This is a genomic window from Erythrobacter sp. SN021 (assembly GCF_021864455.1).
In genome coordinates, this window is sequence record NZ_JAKKUW010000006.1 from 147,357 (window position 1) to 165,031 (window position 17,675).

Annotated in this window: 11 protein-coding genes; 4 read left to right on the forward strand and 7 right to left on the reverse strand. The window is 62.8% G+C overall.

Annotation, left to right across the window (positions count from 1 at the left end; all coding sequences use genetic code 11):
- The first annotated feature begins 53 nt into the window (after positions 1–53).
- Together nhaA and L5849_RS13535 are read left to right on the forward strand one after the other, a co-directional pair.
- On the forward strand, positions 54–1,256 hold the full coding sequence (gene nhaA, locus L5849_RS13530; protein ID WP_236926004.1) for a Na+/H+ antiporter NhaA: 1,203 nt from the start codon (positions 54–56) through the stop codon (positions 1,254–1,256).
- Positions 1,249–2,274 (forward strand): TerC family protein, encoded by a 1,026-nt coding sequence (locus L5849_RS13535; protein ID WP_115415906.1) that lies wholly within the window; start codon positions 1,249–1,251, stop codon positions 2,272–2,274. Before nhaA ends, L5849_RS13535 begins: the two co-directional genes overlap by 8 nt.
- Positions 2,275–2,330: 56 nt before the next feature.
- Here the strand turns inward: L5849_RS13535 and L5849_RS13540 are convergent, their stop codons facing one another.
- Entirely contained in the window at positions 2,331–3,719 is a 1,389-nt protein-coding gene (locus tag L5849_RS13540; RefSeq protein WP_236926005.1) for a DcaP family trimeric outer membrane transporter, read from the reverse strand.
- Positions 3,720–3,862: 143 nt separating this feature from the next.
- On the opposite strand from L5849_RS13540, the gene acs reads away from it, so the two are divergent.
- Both acs and L5849_RS13550 read left to right on the forward strand, forming a co-directional pair.
- Entirely contained in the window at positions 3,863–5,794 is a 1,932-nt protein-coding gene (gene acs, locus L5849_RS13545; protein WP_236926006.1) for an acetate--CoA ligase, read from the forward strand.
- Positions 5,795–5,798: 4 nt separating this feature from the next.
- Positions 5,799–6,434, forward strand: coding sequence for a response regulator transcription factor (locus tag L5849_RS13550; protein WP_115415904.1), 636 nt, complete (start codon positions 5,799–5,801; stop codon positions 6,432–6,434).
- Here the strand turns inward: L5849_RS13550 and L5849_RS13555 are convergent.
- The 6 genes from L5849_RS13555 to L5849_RS13580 form a co-directional block, all read right to left on the reverse strand.
- On the reverse strand, positions 6,404–9,775 hold the full coding sequence (locus L5849_RS13555) for a PAS-domain containing protein (protein WP_236926007.1): 3,372 nt from the start codon (positions 9,773–9,775) through the stop codon (positions 6,404–6,406). The two genes, L5849_RS13550 and L5849_RS13555, sit on opposite strands and share 31 nt — an antisense overlap.
- Before the next feature lie 103 nt (positions 9,776–9,878).
- A complete protein-coding gene (locus L5849_RS13560; RefSeq protein WP_115415902.1) occupies positions 9,879–11,654 on the reverse strand; it encodes a sodium:solute symporter family protein in 1,776 nt (591 codons plus the stop codon).
- A gap of 10 nt (positions 11,655–11,664) precedes the next feature.
- Positions 11,665–11,943: a DUF4212 domain-containing protein gene (locus L5849_RS13565; protein ID WP_115415901.1), complete on the reverse strand. Its 279-nt coding sequence runs from the start codon at positions 11,941–11,943 to the stop codon at positions 11,665–11,667.
- Between the two features lie 116 nt (positions 11,944–12,059).
- Positions 12,060–12,734: an exonuclease domain-containing protein gene (locus L5849_RS13570; protein WP_236926008.1), complete on the reverse strand. Its 675-nt coding sequence runs from the start codon at positions 12,732–12,734 to the stop codon at positions 12,060–12,062.
- Positions 12,727–14,592: a DUF294 nucleotidyltransferase-like domain-containing protein gene (locus L5849_RS13575; protein ID WP_236926009.1), complete on the reverse strand. Its 1,866-nt coding sequence runs from the start codon at positions 14,590–14,592 to the stop codon at positions 12,727–12,729. Before L5849_RS13575 ends, L5849_RS13570 begins: the two co-directional genes overlap by 8 nt.
- 140 nt (positions 14,593–14,732) lie before the next feature.
- Positions 14,733–17,672: an autotransporter outer membrane beta-barrel domain-containing protein gene (locus L5849_RS13580; protein WP_236926010.1), complete on the reverse strand. Its 2,940-nt coding sequence runs from the start codon at positions 17,670–17,672 to the stop codon at positions 14,733–14,735.
- Positions 17,673–17,675: the final 3 nt, after the last annotated feature.

Here is a 17,675-nt window from a genome sequence, read left to right on the forward strand (position 1 = left end):
GGTCGGAACCCCCATCCCCATCCTCCCCCCTCCGGTCGTCGCCCCATTAACCCATGACCCAGCCAACCCCCACCGAGCGTCTCCGCGCCTTCATCTCCAGCGAAAGCGCAGGCGGCATCATGCTGATCGTGGCCGCCACGATCGCGCTGGCCATCGCCAATTCGTCTCTCCTCTCCCAGTATCAGGGTTTTCTCGCCACTCCGGTGAATTTCACCGCCGGTGATCTGGTTACGATCGACAAGCCCTTGGTGCTGTGGATCAACGACGGCCTGATGGCTCTGTTCTTCTTCCTGATCGGGCTCGAAGTTAAACGCGAAATCGTCACCGGGCAGCTACGCAATTGGAAGCAGGCCTCGTTGCCCGTGTATGCCGCGATTGGCGGCATGGCGGTCCCGGCTCTGGTTTTCGTCGCCATCAATGCCGGATCGCCCGAAAACATCCGTGGATGGGCCATCCCGGCCGCGACCGATATCGCCTTCGCCCTGGGCCTGCTCGCCCTACTTGGCAGCCGTGTGCCGGTAGCTCTCAAGGCATTGCTGCTCGCCATCGCGATCATCGACGATATCGGTGCGATCGCCATTATCGCCCTGTTCTACACAGAGAACATGAACCTTTCCGCACTGGCGCTCGCGCTCGTTCCGGCGGCCGGAATGCTGCTGCTCAACCGCTTCGGCGTTGCGCGAACCATCCCCTATTTCCTGCTCGGCGCCTTCCTGTGGATCTGCGTTCTCAAGTCCGGCGTCCACGCGACGCTGGCGGGCGTGGTAACGGCGATGTTCGTCCCCATCGCGACCGGCGAGGAACGCCCGCTCGAGCGGCTGGAACATGCACTTCACCCCTGGGTCGCATTCCTGGTGCTGCCGATCTTCGCATTCGCCAATGCAGGCGTATCCTTTGCCGGGGCCGGGCTCGAAGCGCTCCTCGCGCCGCTCTCGCTCGGCATTGCCGCAGGTCTCGTCGTGGGCAAGCAGATCGGTATCTTCGGTGCCTGCTGGATCGCGGCCAAGACCGGAATGGCTACATTGCCGCCGGAAGTGACCTGGAGGCATGTCTATGGCCTGTCATGCCTGGCCGGTATCGGCTTCACCATGAGCCTGTTCATCGGCGGTCTCGCTTTCGTCGATCCGACTCAGGTCGATGCCGTGAAAATGGGTGTATTGTCCGGATCGCTGGTTTCGGCGCTGATCGGCATGACCGTACTGGCCGGCACGCCTCGGGCCGGTCGCATCATCGGTAAAGACGCCCTCCATGCTTGATCTCTTCATGGCCGACTGGCTCGGCACGCCGGTCTGGTTCTGGACGGCTTTCCTCGGCATCGTCATCGCCCTGACAGCGTTCGATCTGGGCATCCTGCACAAGGAAGATCGCGAACTAGGCATCGGCGAGAGCCTCAAGCTTTCGGCCTTCTATATCGGGGTGGCGCTGCTTTTCGGCGTGTGGGTCTGGTTCGAGCGTGGTGATACGGCTGGCATGCAGTATTTCACGGGTTTCTTCATCGAAAAGGCATTGTCGATCGACAATGTCTTCGTGATCAGCCTGATCTTCACCTACTTCGCGATTCCCGCAAAATACCAATATCGCGCGCTGCTATGGGGCATCCTGGCGGTGATCGTGCTGCGCGGCTTGATGATCGCGGGCGGCGCCGCCTTGCTGGCCGAAGCCTATTGGGTGCTCTATATATTCGCTGCTTTCCTCATCTTCACCGGTATCAAGATGTTCTTCGCCGGGGATCAGCCCATGGACGTGGGCAACAATCCGGTAGTCCGCTGGATCAGCCGCCACATGCGCGTGACGCCCGAACTTCATGGGCAGAAATTTCTGGTGAGGGTGCGCGACGAAAAAACGGGACGCATGGTTCGCGCCGCAACCCCGCTGCTGCTGGCATTGGTGGTCATCAATCTGGCTGATCTGGTCTTCGCGGTCGACAGCGTTCCCGCAATCTTCGCGATCACGACCGATACCTTCATCGTCTATACCTCGAATATTTTCGCGATCCTCGGCTTGCGGGCGCTCTACTTCGCGCTCGCCGCGATGGTTCACCGCTTCCACTACCTGAAATATGCCTTGGCAGCCGTGCTGGTGTTCATCGGCAGCAAAATCTTCGTCGCCGACTTCCTCCTCGGCGGAGAGAAGTTCCCCGCCTGGGTCAGCCTCGGTGTGACCGCCGCCCTGATCGCTGCCGGTGTGCTCTATTCGCTATGGAAGACACGCGGCGGCGAGGAAGAAGACTGGCCGAAGGAAGGCGAAGGTCTGGCGCCGCTCAAAGACAGGTGACCGCCAGACTGTCCAGGCCGCCGCCGGTGAGATGATCGACCGGCGGCTGCCCCGCGCTAGAAAGAGTATTTGGTCGACACCTGGATTTTCTGAAGATTGCCCGAAAGCCCGTTTTCGAGCGAGCGCTCCGCATACATATATTCGATGCCGATATCGACCGGACGCACAGGGGAGAAGATCAGGTTCGCGAGCACGTTCCAGCTCTCGTCGGTCACCGTTCCGCCGGTCAGCAAGACGGGATTGTCGGCCTTGAAATAGGAACCGGCAATCGTCGAACGCCACTTGTCCGACCATACATGCCGATAGGCGGCAAACCCCGAATAGGTGAAGATCGGGTCGAGATCGCCATCGAGGTCCAGTGCGGCGTCGTTGACGATATTCAGCCCGATATACCGCCCGAGGCCATCGCCGACGGTACCCATGAAGCGCAGGTCGTCCTTGTCGCCAAGCTTGACCTTGCCCGACAGGCTGACCCCATAGCCCAGAGCGCTGTCCGTGCCGGTGCCGAAATCATCGTCTGTAATCCGCAGATTGCGGACGATCCCGGCGGCGCTGAACGAGCCCCAGTCACGCGCGAGATTATAGCGGAGCACGAAATCGGGGAGCGTATCGTCGCCCGCCAGCACGCGCGCCCCCCCTGGCGCGGTCACAGTGGTTTCGGCCTGTTCGGCCGCGACCATGAGGCCGCCCCTGGTGTATCGGATCATCGGTTGGCGCTCGAACACCGTGCCCGGCGTGGTTCCGACGAAATCCAGGCTCTCGGGCAGCGCGCCGACGTTCTGGAAGGTCGACCAGGTCTGGCCGAAAAGCCAGTTGTCGTAGGTTATGAACGCCTGTCGCAGGCGCGGCTGGTAGCTGTTCGACACGCGCTCGTCGCCACCAGGCGTAACCATGAAATCGAGCTCGATCTGCGAATTGAGTTCGTGCCCGTTGCCGACATCGGTGGCGGTCTTGAAGATCAGGCGCGATTGCCGCGCGCTGAAATCGCTATCCCATCCCGACGCAGGGCCGCCCACCGGAATAGCCCCGGGAATGAGGAAATCGCGCACGATACTGCCCGTGCCGACCTGCCCGCCACTGGTGCGCTGCGAGATCGCATCGAGCTTGACATAGCCCGCATAGGCGATGGTGGTGTTGCCGACGCGAAAGCCCTTGTCTTCCTGTTTCTTCGGCTCGTCGATCTGCGCGGCAAGCTGCACCTGGCGTTCCTGCAAGGCGCGCGTTTCGGCGAGTGCCTGTTCGGTCGCGGCGAGCGTTTCGGCCTGGCGGGCATCCATTCGCCCTTGTTCGGCATCCATCCGTTCGAGCAGGCTTGCGACCAGCGCCTCCAGCCGGTCGAGGCGCTCCTCGATCCCTGCATCCTGAGCCGCCGCCGGCGTTGCTGTAAGACACGTCGCGGCAAGCAGTGCCGCACGGGTGTGTTTTCCGATATCCTTCAGTGCCATATCCCAACCTCCCTCGCTTCTATTTTGTCGCGAGTATGCGGTGCCCGGCACTGGCCGGGAATGGGCAGATGGTCGTAAGACCTTCGTCTGAAAGCGCGCATGGGGGGCGGAGTGCTATTGAACAGGATGAAGGGAGATCATCGATGCTCGATTCCGTCCAGCGCCTAGAAACCAACCATGAAACCCACTGCACCCCGGAAGAGTACGAGGAACTGTACCGGCGATCGGTCGAGCAGCCCGACGAATTCTGGCTCGACCAGGCGAAACGCCTCGATTGGTCGGCCTTTCCCACCAAGGCGGGCGAATGGTCCTTCGATCCGGTCCACATCGCCTGGTTCGCCGATGGCGAGCTCAACCTGTGCCACAATGCGGTGGACCGGCACCTGGAGACGCTTGGAGATCAGGCCGCGCTGATATTCGAGCCGGACGATCCCGCCTCCCCAGGCCGCACGCTGACCTATCGGGAATTGCACCGCGAGGTGGTCGCCATGGCCAATGCGCTCAAGGCTATCGGCGTCGGCAAGGGCGATCGCGTGACGATTTACATGCCGATGATCGTGGAAGGCGTGCTCGCCATGCTCGCCTGTGCGCGTCTCGGCGCGATCCATTCGGTGGTATTCGGCGGCTTCTCGCCCGAAGCACTCGCCGGACGCATCGAAGGCTGCGGCAGCCGTTTCGTGGTCACCGCCGACGAGGGCCTTCGCGGTGGCAAGCACATTCCGCTCAAGGCGAATGTCGACGCCGCTCTGGCCGAACCCGATCACGATACGCCGCTCGACGGGATGCTGGTGGTTCGCCACACGGGCGCGGAGATCGACATGACAGCGGGCCGCGACCACTGGTATCACGAGGTGGCAAACGATGCCGAATGCCCCTGCGAACCGATGAAAGCGGAAGATCCGCTCTTCATCCTCTACACCTCGGGATCGACCGGCAAGCCGAAGGGCGTGGTGCACACGACAGGCGGCTATGGCGTCTGGACCGCCACCACCTTCCACTACATCTTCGATTATCAGCCCGGTGAGGTGTTCTGGTGCACGGCGGATATCGGGTGGGTCACCGGCCACAGCTATATCACCTACGGCCCCCTGTTCAACGGGGCGACACAGGTGATCTTCGAGGGCATACCCAGCTATCCCGACCATTCGCGCTTCTGGCAGACGGTGGAAAAGCACAAGGTCAACATTCTCTATACCGCGCCAACCGCGATCCGCGCTCTGATGCGCGAAGGCGATGCGTTCGTAACCGCGCATGATCGCTCCTCGATACGGCTGCTCGGCACAGTCGGGGAACCGATCAATCCCGAGGCATGGCGCTGGTATTTCGATGTCGTGGGGGAAAAGCGCTGCCCGATCATCGATACCTGGTGGCAGACCGAAACAGGCGCCTGCATGATCACGACCCTGCCTTCGGCGCATGATATGAAGCCGGGCAGCGCGGGTCGGCCCTTCTTCGGTGTACGCCCTCAACTGGTCGACCACGAAGGCGTAGTTCTGGACGGGGCGACCGAGGGGAATCTGTGTATCACGCATAGCTGGCCCGGTCAGGCGCGCACGGTCTATGGCGACCATGGCCGCTTCGAACAGACCTATTTCAGCACCTATAAGGGCAAATATTTCACCGGGGACGGCTGCCGCCGCGACGAGGACGAATATTGCTGGATCACCGGCCGCGTCGACGATGTCATCAACGTGTCGGGCCACCGCATGGGCACCGCCGAAGTCGAAAGCGCGCTGGTTCTGCACCCCAAGGTCGCCGAAGCCGCGGTGGTCGGATATCCGCACGATATCAAGGGACAGGGTATATACTGCTACGTCACGCTCAACGCGGGCGAGGAAGGCGGCGATGCGCTCTATTCCGAACTGCGCGGGCATGTGCGCAGCGAAATCGGGCCGATCGCGTCGCCGGACCATATCCAGTTCACGGACGGGCTGCCCAAGACCCGCAGCGGCAAGATCATGCGCCGGATTCTGCGCAAGATCGCGGAGGACGATTACGGCACATTGGGGGATACATCGACGCTCGCCGACCCCAGCCTGGTTGATCGATTGATCGAAGGCAGGCACAACAACTGAGTTTATGGCCCAACGCATCATCATCGCCGATGACCATCCGCTGTTCCGCACGGCATTGACTCATGCGGTGACAAAGGTCTGGCCAGATGCGACGATCGTCGAGGCATCGAGCGCGAGCGAGGCGCGGCGCGAAGTCGAGGCCGGGGCCGAAGCACTGTTGCTCGACCTGCATATGGAGGATTCCAACGGGCTTACCGCCTTGATGGATTTCCGGCAGGACTTTCCCGCCCTGCCGGTGGCGATCATTTCGGCGAGCGAGGAACCGCGCGTCTATGCGGCTGCGAATCAGTTGGGCGCAGCCGCGTTCATTCCCAAGTCGGCCAGCCTGGATCGAATACGCGAAGCACTCGCCTGCGTACGCGAAGGGGATCCCTGGTTTCCGCCGAACGATGCCGAAACCGATGACGATCTGGCGAAGATCGCCAGCCTTACCCCCGCGCAAAGGCGTATTCTCGGTCAGCTCAGCGAAGGGCTGTTGAACAAGCAGATCGCCTATGAGCTGGATATCAGCGAAGCGACGGTGAAGGCCCACATCACCGCCATTTTCCGCAAGCTTGGCGTGGTCAACCGGACCCAGGCGGTGCTGATGGCCGCCAAATTGGATGTCGATCAGGAAAAGGCCGAACCCGCTTCGGACTGACCTGTGGCCGAACGGCGGGCCACGCAATCGGAAATCAGCGCGCGCAAGGCTGCGGGCGAGGACGGCTTGAGCAGGCGATTGGCCCCCATGCGCGCGGCGGCCTGCCCCGTCTCCTCACCCGCCTCGGCGGTCAGCAGGATGGCCGGTGGGCGCGCGTTCCAGACCTTGCACAAGTCTTCAAAGACACCATCGCCGCGGTCGCGGCCATCGAGACGGAAATCCATGATGACCACATCGGGCGCGGTAGGCGCAACCGCCAGCGCCTCCTGCTTGCCCGATGCGCAGACAACCCGAAGGCCCCATTTACCGAGCAATGCAGCGGTTGCGCTGAGTGCGGAAGGGTCGTTGTCCACGACGAGAACCTTCGCGTCGAGCAAAGTCGATGCCCGTCGCATCCGTTCGGGCGCCGCGCGCGCGCCTCGGCGCAAAACGGGCAACCGCACGGCGAACCGGCTGCCCGATCCCCGGACCGACCGAGTGACCACTTCGGCCTGGAGCAGGGATGCGATACGCCTGACAATGGCCAGGCCCAAACCCAGGCCTTCCCGATCGCCGGACTCTCCCCGCTGGAATTCGCCGAACAGGCGCTCGACATCGTCTTCCGCAATGCCCGGCCCGGTGTCGTAGACACATAGTTCCACCTCCTCGCCAGAGCGCCGCACACCCAGAAGAACACCCCCCTTGCGCGTATAGCGGATGGCATTGCTGGTGAGATTGCGCACCACGCTGGTCAGCAGCCCGCGATCGGTCGTCACCCAGGCGCTGGTATGCACGCGCCGCAGATCGAGGCCCTTGTCGCGTGCCTGGACCGCGAATTCGCGTTCCATTTCGTCGAGAATGTCATTGAGCGCCACGGGATCGGGCCGCGGCTTGATGCCGCCCCCATCGAGCTTCGAAATATCCAGCAAGGTGCGAATGACGCGATCGGCGGAACTGATCGAGCCATCGAGATCCCGCACCAGCCGGACGAGCTGATCGCGTCCGCGCACCTCTTCGCCCAGCGCGGACGCGAACAGACGTGCGGCGTTGAGCGGCTGAATCAGGTCGTGGCTGGCCGCCGCAAGGAAGCGGGTCTTGGAGCGGGTCGCCGCTTCCAGGGCGGCGTTCGCTTCGCTCAACTGGCGCGTCCGGTCCGCAACCTTCTGTTCCAGCGCCTGTTCGGCTCGGCGATCGGCCGTGATATCGCTGTAACTGGTCACATACCCGCCGCCCGGTGCCGGATTGCCGACGATGCGCATGATCCGCCCGTCGGGTTGTTCCCGCTCGAGACGATGCTGGCGGCCTGCGCGCATGTGGTCGAGGCGCCGGGCAACCTGCTCCTCGATCTCCTCTTCGGGCATCCCGCTCTGCTGCAGATTGTACCGAATGAGGTCGGCGATTGAGGTGCCGACGCTGGCCAGATGATCGGGCAAGGCGAACATTTCCTGATACCGGCTGTTCCAGGCGACCAGCTTCATCTCCGCATCGACCAGCGCCACCCCCTGATCGATGTTCTCGATCGCCAGTCGCAACAGATCGCCGCTGAAGGTCAGGCGGCGGTTCGTTTCGTCGAACATCGCCACGACCTGTTCGAGCGGCACGGGGTCGCCTTGCGACCAACTGGTCATCAACATGCGGGCCGAAGAGCTGCCGACCACACCGGCGATAAGCCGTTCGGCCATGCTCAAGATTTCCGGGCTCGCCGGATCGCTGTCGCGCAGGCCGCTGCCCATCGCTTCGAGCGAAGCCCGCGCGCGTCTCTTTCCGACGAATTGGGCGAGCAGCAAGCGAATATCGGCGATCCGCTTGGCGGTTGTGAAGGCGGGCCTCCCACCTGGCGCGGCAGCCCCGACGAAGGTCGCCGCCTGTGCCGCATCGACCAGCGTCTCCCGTCCGACGGCAGAGCCGAACCAGAAGGCCGCGATATTCGCGCCCAGGCTGAGGATAACGCCCGACACCAACATGTCAGGATGGATCGAGAAGATGGGAGCCTGACCGGTCGCCGCAGGGTAGATCAGCAGGACCAGCCAGCAGGTGAACCCCGCCGCGAGACCGGAAACCATGCCGACCTTGTTGCCGTGGCGGTTGGTCATGCCGATCACCAGCCCGGGGGCGAACTGGGACGCGGCAGCAAAGGCCAGCGTGCCAAGTCCGGCCAGATTGGCCGCTGCTCCGAACCCCAGATAGAAGAGATAGGCGAAGAACAGAAGGCCGGCGATGACCAGGCGCCGGACCATGAGCAGTCGCGCGGCAAGACGGGTGCGATCGCCGCTGCCGGTCAGTTCGCGCCTGAACAGCAGCGGCGAAATCAGATCGTTGGTAATCATGGTCGACAGGGCGACACTGGCGACGACGATCATCCCGGTGGAAGCGGAAAAGCCGCCGATGAACACCAGCAGCGCAAGGGCATCGCTGCCAGCGGCAAGCGGCAGCGCCATCACGATCATGTCCGCATTGGTCGATTGCGGCAGGACCGAAAGCCCGGCCAGCACGATCGGCACGATGACCAGCGACGTGACGACCAGATAGGCGGGAAACAGCCAGCGCATGGTGGGTGTCGCCCGATCGGTCTGCGCCTCGACGAATGCCATGTGGAACTGGCGCGGCAGGCATAGGGCAGCGCACGCGGCAATCAGAGTCAGGATCGCGAAACGTGCATCAAGCTGGGAAACCGAAAAGGGCGACGCCACCTGTGTCGATTCCTGCGGGGTTCCCATAAGCAGAACCACCGCGAAGGCGGCAAGCGCAACCAGCGCGACAAGCTTCACCACCGATTCAACCGCGATAGTGATCACGAGACCGTTGTTGTCGCCTGACCGGTCACCGCGACGCGAGCCGAAGAGAATCGCGAACAACGCCATGCTGCCCGCCACCAGAAGGACCAGCTCGTCGGTCGTGACACTGGCTTCAAGGCCCGGATCGAGGGCGAGCAGAGAGCTGCCCACCGATTGCAACTGCAACGCCATATAGGGCAGCGAACCGACCGTTGCGATCAGGCTCACCAGCGCGGCGACCACGGCGCTCTTGCCGTAGCGGGCGGAAAGAAAGTCGGCGATAGAGGTGGAATGCTGCGCCTTGGCCTGCGCCAGGATACGGCGCACCAGGCCGAACCCCAGCGTGAACACCAGAACCGGCCCGAGATAGATCGAAAGATAGTGCCACCCGGCAGTGGCCGCGGTGCCCACGCCGCCGAAGAAAGTCCAACTGGTGCAATAGACCGCAAGGCTCAGCCCATAGACCCAGTCGCGCTGGCGTGGCGGCAGCGTCTTGCCCGCATCGGCTGCGCGGTCCTGGCGCGCCGCCAGCCAGAACAGGCCAACAAGATATAGCGTCGCGGCAGCGATCGCCGTCCCGAACAGCATGGCCGATTGCCCTCCCGCAAACAGACTATCCCAGTCGCCGCGCAATGCAAGGAAGGGGGCGGCACCGTGAAGTGCCGCCCCCTCCTTTCACTCCGGCCCGGGCCTAGTGCGCGTGGGCATCACCCGCACCGCGCGGGACGCGGATCGAATCCACCAGCTTGCGGATTTCCATCGGCGGGCTCGCCGTTACCTTCGACACCGCGATCGCGACGGCGAAGTTGAGCACCATGCCGACCACGCCGATCCCTTCGGGCGACACGCCGAAGAGCCAGTTCTCCGCCACATTCGCCGCCGGGTTCGCCAGCTTGAAGTAGAAGATGTAGCCGAAGGTGAAGGCCAGACCCGTCACCATGCCCGCGATCGCCCCTTCCTTGTTCATGGATTTCGAGAAAATGCCCATGAAGATGGCCGGGAACAGGCTGGCCGCGGCCAGGCCGAAGGCGAAAGCGACCACCTGCGCCACCCATCCGGGCGGATAGATGCCGAGATAGCCCGCAACCACGATCGCTGCCGTCGCCGCGATACGCGCGGCGCGCAACTCGCCCTTTTCCGAAATGTTCGGCTTGAAGGTCGATTTGAGCAGATCGTGACTGACCGAGCTCGATATCACCAGCAACAGCCCCGCTGCCGTGGACAAGGCCGCCGCAAGGCCGCCCGCCGCGACAAGCGCGATGACCCAGCCCGGCAGATTCCCGATTTCCGGATTGGCCAGCACCATGATGTCGCGATCGACATAGACCTCGTTCTCGCTGGTCATGTCGGGTTCGTTGTTGAGCGCGCGTTGACCCGCAGCCGCCGTCGTTTCGGCATAGCTGGGAGCTCCGATGATCGAATCTCCGCTGCGATACTGCATCACACCGTCTTCGTTCTTGTCGTAGAAGGCGATCAGATCGTTGCGTTCCCAGTTCTTGAACCAGCCAGGCGCTTCGGAATAGCTCGTCTCGTTCACCGTATCGATGAAGTTGAGGCGGGCGAAGGCACCCACTGCCGGAGCGGTGGTGTAAAGCAGCGCGATGAACACCAGTGCCCAGCCGGCCGATTTGCGGGCGTCGGATGCCTTGGGCACGGTGAAGAACCGCACGATCACATGCGGGAGGCCCGCCGTGCCGACCATCAGCGCCAGCGTGATGCAGAACACATCGATCATGCTCTTCGAGCCGTCGGTATATTGCCCGAAGCCGAGATCGGTGAGCACCAGATTGAGTTTCTGCAACACATACAGACCGGAGCCGTCATTCACCGTCGAACCCAGCCCGATCTGCGGGATGGGATTGCCGGTTATCATGAAGCTCAGGAAGAAGGCCGGAACCATATAGGCGAAGATCAGCACGCAATATTGCGCCACCTGCGTGTAGGTGATGCCCTTCATCCCGCCGAGCACGGCATAGACGAAGACGATTGCCATGCCGATGATGACGCCCAGCGTGATCGGTACGTCGAGAAAGCGGCTGAAGACGATCCCCACGCCGCGCATCTGGCCCGCGATGTAAGTGAAGCTGATGAAAATCAGGCAAATCACCGCGACCACGCGCGCAGCCTTGGAATAGTACCGCGTGCCGATGAAATCGGGCACGGTGAACTGGCCGAACTTGCGCAGATAGGGCGCCAGCAGCAGCGCCAGCAGCACATAGCCGCCGGTCCAGCCCATCAGATAGACGCTCGCGTCATAGCCGAGGAAAGCGATAAGCCCCGCCATCGAAATGAAGCTGGCGGCGCTCATCCAGTCGGCCGCCGTGGCCATGCCGTTGACGACCGGGTTCACCCCGCCACCGGCAACGTAGAATTCCTTCGTCGACCCGGCACGCGACCAGATCGCGATGCCGATATACAGCGCGAAGCTGAGGCCGACGAAGATATAGATCAGGGTCTGTGTATCCATGATCGCCTCCTCAATCGTCGAGATCGTATTTGCGCTCGAGCTTCTTCATCCGGACGACGTAGAAGACGATGAGTGCGATGAAGATGTAGATCGAGCCCTGCTGGGCGAACCAGAAGCCGAGCGGGTATCCGCCGAGCATGAACTGGTCGAGCCAGTCGCGCAGCAGGATGCCCGCGCCGAACGAGCAGGCGAACCAGATCGCCATCAGACTGACCAGCAACCGGATATTGTCACGCCAGTAGGCACCCTCCGCCTCGCTGGTTTCGTGGACTTCGCTTTCGTCGGCCATCGCCTCCCCCTTCCATATTGTTTTCGCACGCCCGCAGATTCGGGACCGTCGCGCAAGCAGGCTATGGGCATGGTCGTGCAAGCACGAGCGCGACATAAGTCTAATGAAGCGGGCGGCTACCAGGTCTCAAGCGAACCGAGGCGAGGCACGGGCGCCATTCGGGTGAGCTGTGCGAGGAACAGTTCTGCCGCCGCCAGGGCATCGGACAGCGCATCATGTTGTTGATAATCCGGTAGATTATAGCGTTTGCGTGCCGCAGCGAGCCGATAGCCGTCATTGCCGATCCGGTTGGGGCTCAGCCGCCGTTCCAGCGCCAATGTGCAGATGGAACGCACGGGAACGGCTATACCGAACAGCGCTTTCGAAATCCGGCGGATCGCCTCTATTTCGATCGAAGCCCCATGGGCCACGACCACTCGCCCCGCCAGATCGCGCAGGAACCGGCTCGCCACGTCTTGCAGAGCCTCGCCCGATTGCGCCCGCTCCTCTCCGATACCGTGCACCGTGACCGCATCCGCATCGAGCCGTCGCATACTGCGCACATCGATTGAACACGCGCCGCCGATCTCTATGCCGCGGGTCGTGAAAGGGAGCCAGCCGGCCTGGAGGACATGGGCGCGCGGCCCCAGTCCATCGAGTTCGAAATCCAGGGCGATCAGCCGCGCTTCGTGAATGGGGGTATCTCGCGATGGCCATTCGGCGTCGGCATAGGATCGCAACAGGTCGATGTCCGCCGCGCGGCAGGATTTGAGCCCGCGTTCGAAACGCCACCTGCCGAACCGTTCACGCAATGCCGCCTGCCAGATTGCGCCGTAGCGATTCGAGACCCGCCCTGATGACCGAGAAAGCATCCTTCAAATAGTCGCGTTCCAGCGGAGACAGCGCGTCTGGTGCGATTTCGTTGTCCGGTTCCGTCCCCGACCTGATCTGATCGGCCTGGTGGGAAATGCGCAGTTCGTTGACGAGGAGAAAAGCGTCCTTGAGGCTTTCCGCATCGCCCCGCGCCATCTTGCCGCTTCCGGCAAGCGCTACGAGCCTTTCGAGCGTGCCTACAGCGTCGATCCCCTCGGCCAGCGCAAATGTGCGGGCAATGTCGATCACCGGCAGGATGGCCTGCGCCTTGGCATCGAAAACCTTATGCCCATCGGCCGCCTTTTCCAGCACGAGATTGCGGAAAATGCCCAGGGGAACCCGGCTGCGCTGCGCATCGCGTGCCAGATAGCTGAGGAACAGGGGATTGGCCCGCGCCTGGGCGAGAACCTCGCTGCGCACACGGTGCTCTAGATCCACCTTGCCGTGAACGGCGCGCATGTCGAAGAAGATGGTGGCGCGCAAAATCCGGTCTTCATCGGGATCGTGAATCCAGCGCGCATAGCGGGTACGCCATTCGCTCGCAGTCAGGCGCTGCTCGGCATTCTTCGCCATGATCCCGCCCTTGCAATAGACGAAACCGGCCTGGTGCAGCAGGTCCGAGATACGGGTGCCCAGGCCCTCGAAATAGCGCCTCCCGGCATCGTCGACGGCATCATCGATGACCAGCCCGTTATCCTGGTCCGATCCGACCAGTTGTTCACCCCGGGCGAGCGAACCGAACACCATGAGGGCATAGGGGACCGGGGGCGGACCAAGCTCCGCTTCCGCAAGCTCGGCGGCTCGGCGATGCACCGCTTCGCCCAGCGCCGAGGTGAAGCGCATCGTATGGTCGGCATGGAAGCCGCCGGCCTGCATTCGAGCGAACCCTTCCGGGATCCGCCGCGCGGCGGCAATCAGCGCCTGCGGTTCGGCGGCCTTGGCAACCAGCATGCCGGTATCGATCGCGCTGTCACCGAGATGGGCAAGGATATCGGTCGCGCTGAGGATTGCGCCAAGCTCCCCATCGGGGGCTATCGTGGGAATGTGCCGGAACCCGCCTGCCGCCATGATCGCCATGGCTTCCGATATGCTGGCGCTTTCCGGCAGGGTTCGCGGGTTCGGCGTCATGACTTCGCTTACGGGCCGGTCGAGACCATGGCCCATGGCCACCACGCGATTGCGCAGATCCTTGTCGGTGAAAATCCCCTGCAAGTGCCCGTCATCGTCGCATATCGCCAGAGTGCTGACATCGCGATGGCTCATCAGCCGCGCCGCGTCCTCGATCGATGTTTGCGGCCCGCAGGAGACCGTTGTGCGGTGGCGGACCAGCGCACCGATCGGTGTTTCTTCCAGAATGCCCGAACGCTTGAGCTTGAGTTCGCGAACGGCATTCCCGATTCGTTCGCCTTCGCTTTCGGCGAAGAACTGGCGAATCCGTGCCGATGCCTCGCGCAAGCGATGGAATTCGGCGGCAGGCAAGAGATAGACCAGCGTATCCTCGATAGCGCGGGCCTCGTTTCTCACCTCGCCTCCGCGCAGCAAGGAAGGGAAAGCGAAGATACCCCCGCTGCCGATGCGCGCGGTCAGTTCCTCGCCCGCCAGACGAAGCTCCACCGCGCCCGAACGGACGATATACAGCCAGTCATTGTGCGAGCCCGCTTCCAGGATCGTCTCGCCTCCCCGGAAATACCGCACCATCACCGCGCGCGCGATGGGGGCGATCTGTTCCGCATCGAGGCGATCGAACGGCGCGGTGGCGCGAATGAAGGCTTCGATGTCGCGGGGTTCGCTGGCCATGCGCGAAACCTAGCACCGATCCGGTTTCAAGTCGCATCGACCTTCGTCTTATTCTCATCTCGGCAGGCGGGAAGGCCAAAAAGAAGAGGCGCCGCGAGCATGGCTCGCGACGCCCCTTCTGTCTTGTCGACTTGCAGCGATCAGAATGAAAGCGATACGGTCGCCGTCACACCAGCGGCTTCGAAACCGTCTTCGCCGATACCATCGTAGAAGCCCGAAACGCCGAACCGCAGGCCGCCCGGCGAGGCGATGTCGAGCCCCAGCGCGCCCCGGCCGCGCAGACCGTTATCGACCGCCGAGAAGGCGTCCGCACCGAAAGTCAGCACACCTTCGAACTCGGCGTAAGGTGCGAAAACCCACCCCTGCTGCGAGATCGAGCGATAGTCCAGCCGCGGACTGAGCGCGAGTTCACCCTGATCGATCACCGCATCGGGCACGGCCACGCCGAGCGTATCGACATAGCCATCGATATCCTCGCGGATATAGCGCAGGCCGAGTTCGGGCCACAATGTGAAGCCATCGCCTAGATCCAGATCGCCAATCGCGGAAGCACTGGCGAGGATACGGTCGGTCTCGTATCCGTCGGCATAAGTGCCCAGGGGCGAGACGCTGTTGTCCGATCCACCGAAAGCAATACGCGCATCGATGTAGAAACGCGGTGCAAGCCGGGCGGTCAGATATGGGCCGACCATCCACCCATCCCCTTCGCTCTGCCCGGTCGCCAGCGCATCGTCGCTGTCGAAGCGGTCGAATTGAGCCAGCGCACCGATCAGGAGGCCGTCCTGGACCAGATAGTCGATCCCGAAATAGCCCAATGCGAACTCGCCCCGATTATTGCCTAGCGAGACATCCGCCAGCGAGCCCTCGAACCAGATGTCGAGCTTGCCCCCACCATCAGGGCCACCCAGCGCGGATTGCGCCATCGCCAGGCTGGTCGAGATGCTCTTGCTCGATCGCGTGACATTGACCTGCGCCGGAAGATTGCCGCTTCCCGGAACCGGAACCTGGCCGATCATCGCGCTGCCACCGGCGGCCTGCCGGCCCTTCACCCGGTCCAGGCGGCGCTGGAAATTCGGCTGGTTGGCGAGCAGCAGGGCATTACGCCCGCCGATGAATTCGCCGATCGCCCGCTGCGCGGCGCTGCGCGTATCGGCCAGCGTCACGGTGCAGGTCAGGCTTTCGCCCGGAGACAGGGCGATCGCCACCGAACCCGAGCCGCCGCCGCTGGTCACGATACTGTCGGTATCCGAACAGGCGAGAGCCGTCAGGGCATAACCCTGCACCCGCAGGTCATCCACGCTGAAGCTGTAATTGCCGGCGCTGACATCGATGGCGGTGATTTTTCCGATACCGTTCGACGTGGTCAGTTGGGCGGCAAGGCCGGGAACATTGCTTGAATACCCAACCGTCACATCGTCGCCGATCACCCTTTGAACAATGGTGATCGAACCGCGTTCCCGCACCCTCACACGGACCCGGTCGGTCGACTGCCGCTGGCCGTCATCGACCGTCAGTTCGAAGACCAGATCCTGCGTGCCGCTGACGCCGGGCGCGGTGAAGCTGGCTTGCGCGCTGGTGCGACCGGCCAGCACCACCGACGGGCCGGAAATCTGCGTCCAGCTATAGCTGACACTATCGCCATCGGGATCGCTCGATGCCGACCCGTTCAAGGTCACCAAATTACCTTCGTCGACAGGTCCGATATCCGCGCCTGCATCGGCGTTCGGCGCACTGTTTGGCGACACCGTGACGACCACGCTGTCCGTCGCCGTTTCCTGTCCATCATCGACGGTGACTTCAAAGGTCAATGTCTGTGCGGTCGGCGTGCCGAGAGGGGCCGTGAAGCTTGGCGTGGCCGTGTTGTCGCCGCTCAGAGCCACATTCGGCCCGCCCGTCTGGCGAAAGCTGTAGCTCAACGTGTCGCCGTCGGGATCCGAAGAACTCGTGGCATCCAGCGTGACGGCAGTGCCGCCTTCAACCGTCCTGTCGCTACCGGCATCGGCCACCGGAGCGCGATTGCCGCTAACGGTATAAGTCACCGTATCCGTGGCAGATAGCCCGCCCGGATCGGTTACGGTGACCTGGAAAACGAGCTGCTGCTGCTGCGCGGCGATCCCGGAGGGAGCACTAAAGGTGGCGTTGGCAAGATTGGAATTGCGCAAAGTCACGTTTGGACCGGAAACCTGTGTCCACCGAAAACTCAGCGTGTCACCATCGGGGTCGCTTGACCCTGTAGCATCCAACCGAACCAGCGTTGCCCCGGAAGCGATAGTGGCATCCGGCCCAGCATCGGCTACAGGCGGGCTGTTCACGGGTACGACCACACCACCCTGCCCAAGCGTCTGGATAGTCACCCGATCGCTGTTCGACGCACCGCTGGGATCTGTTGCCGTCAGTTCGAAAACATATGTTGCCGAAGGGCCGGCCTGGGTCTGGACCTGGGCCACCGCCTGATTGGCGTTGCTGATGGCAGCCGACGGGCCGGAAACCTGCGTCCAGCTATAGGTCAGCGTATCGCCGTCGGGATCGCTGGTTCCACTGCCATCGAGCGTCACCTGCGATCCGGCGGTGACGGATTGATCCGCACCGGCCTCGGTAACCGGCGCGGTATTTGCCGCATAGCCGAATTTCCGTGCCACTGCCGCACATTCGCCCTGTACGGACGCCATCTGCGCAAGGTTCACCTGGGTGCGACCGACCAACTGCTCGCGCGTACCGGCCGCATCGGTATCGTAGATCGCGACATAGGGCGCGCTGCCGCCCCCTCGCAATCCGGCAGACGACAGATCGATCTGCGTGGCCCGCGAACGGCTCCCGCTGGTCAGAACACTGAGCAGCCGCGGGGTCGTGATGTTGCCGCCGCCCGCATCGGTCAGAACCTCGTGAAAGAGATCGTTCTGATTGAAATCATTTTCGGATCCCCTGACCGTGTAACGGAAATTGATCCGGCAGATCGAACCCGCGGTCTGAAAACCCTGGATGATCGGACTGTTTCCCGTGACCGCCTTGGCTGGAGTAGCAAGTGCGAGACAGGATGCGGAAGACAGTGCGATTGCGTAAAAAATACGTTTGGCAGACATGCA

Coding starts and splice junctions, on each gene's coding strand:
- nhaA (WP_236926004.1), top strand. CDS start 54: ATGACCCAGCCAACCCCCACCGAGCGTCTCCGCGCCTTCATCTCCAGC.
- L5849_RS13535 (WP_115415906.1), top strand. CDS start 1,249: ATGCTTGATCTCTTCATGGCCGACTGGCTCGGCACGCCGGTCTGGTTC.
- L5849_RS13540 (WP_236926005.1), bottom strand. CDS start 3,719: ATGGCACTGAAGGATATCGGAAAACACACCCGTGCGGCACTGCTTGCC.
- acs (WP_236926006.1), top strand. CDS start 3,863: ATGCTCGATTCCGTCCAGCGCCTAGAAACCAACCATGAAACCCACTGC.
- L5849_RS13550 (WP_115415904.1), top strand. CDS start 5,799: ATGGCCCAACGCATCATCATCGCCGATGACCATCCGCTGTTCCGCACG.
- L5849_RS13555 (WP_236926007.1), bottom strand. CDS start 9,775: ATGCTGTTCGGGACGGCGATCGCTGCCGCGACGCTATATCTTGTTGGC.
- L5849_RS13560 (WP_115415902.1), bottom strand. CDS start 11,654: ATGGATACACAGACCCTGATCTATATCTTCGTCGGCCTCAGCTTCGCG.
- L5849_RS13565 (WP_115415901.1), bottom strand. CDS start 11,943: ATGGCCGACGAAAGCGAAGTCCACGAAACCAGCGAGGCGGAGGGTGCC.
- L5849_RS13575 (WP_236926009.1), bottom strand. CDS start 14,592: ATGGCCAGCGAACCCCGCGACATCGAAGCCTTCATTCGCGCCACCGCG.
- L5849_RS13580 (WP_236926010.1), bottom strand. CDS start 17,672: ATGTCTGCCAAACGTATTTTTTACGCAATCGCACTGTCTTCCGCATCC.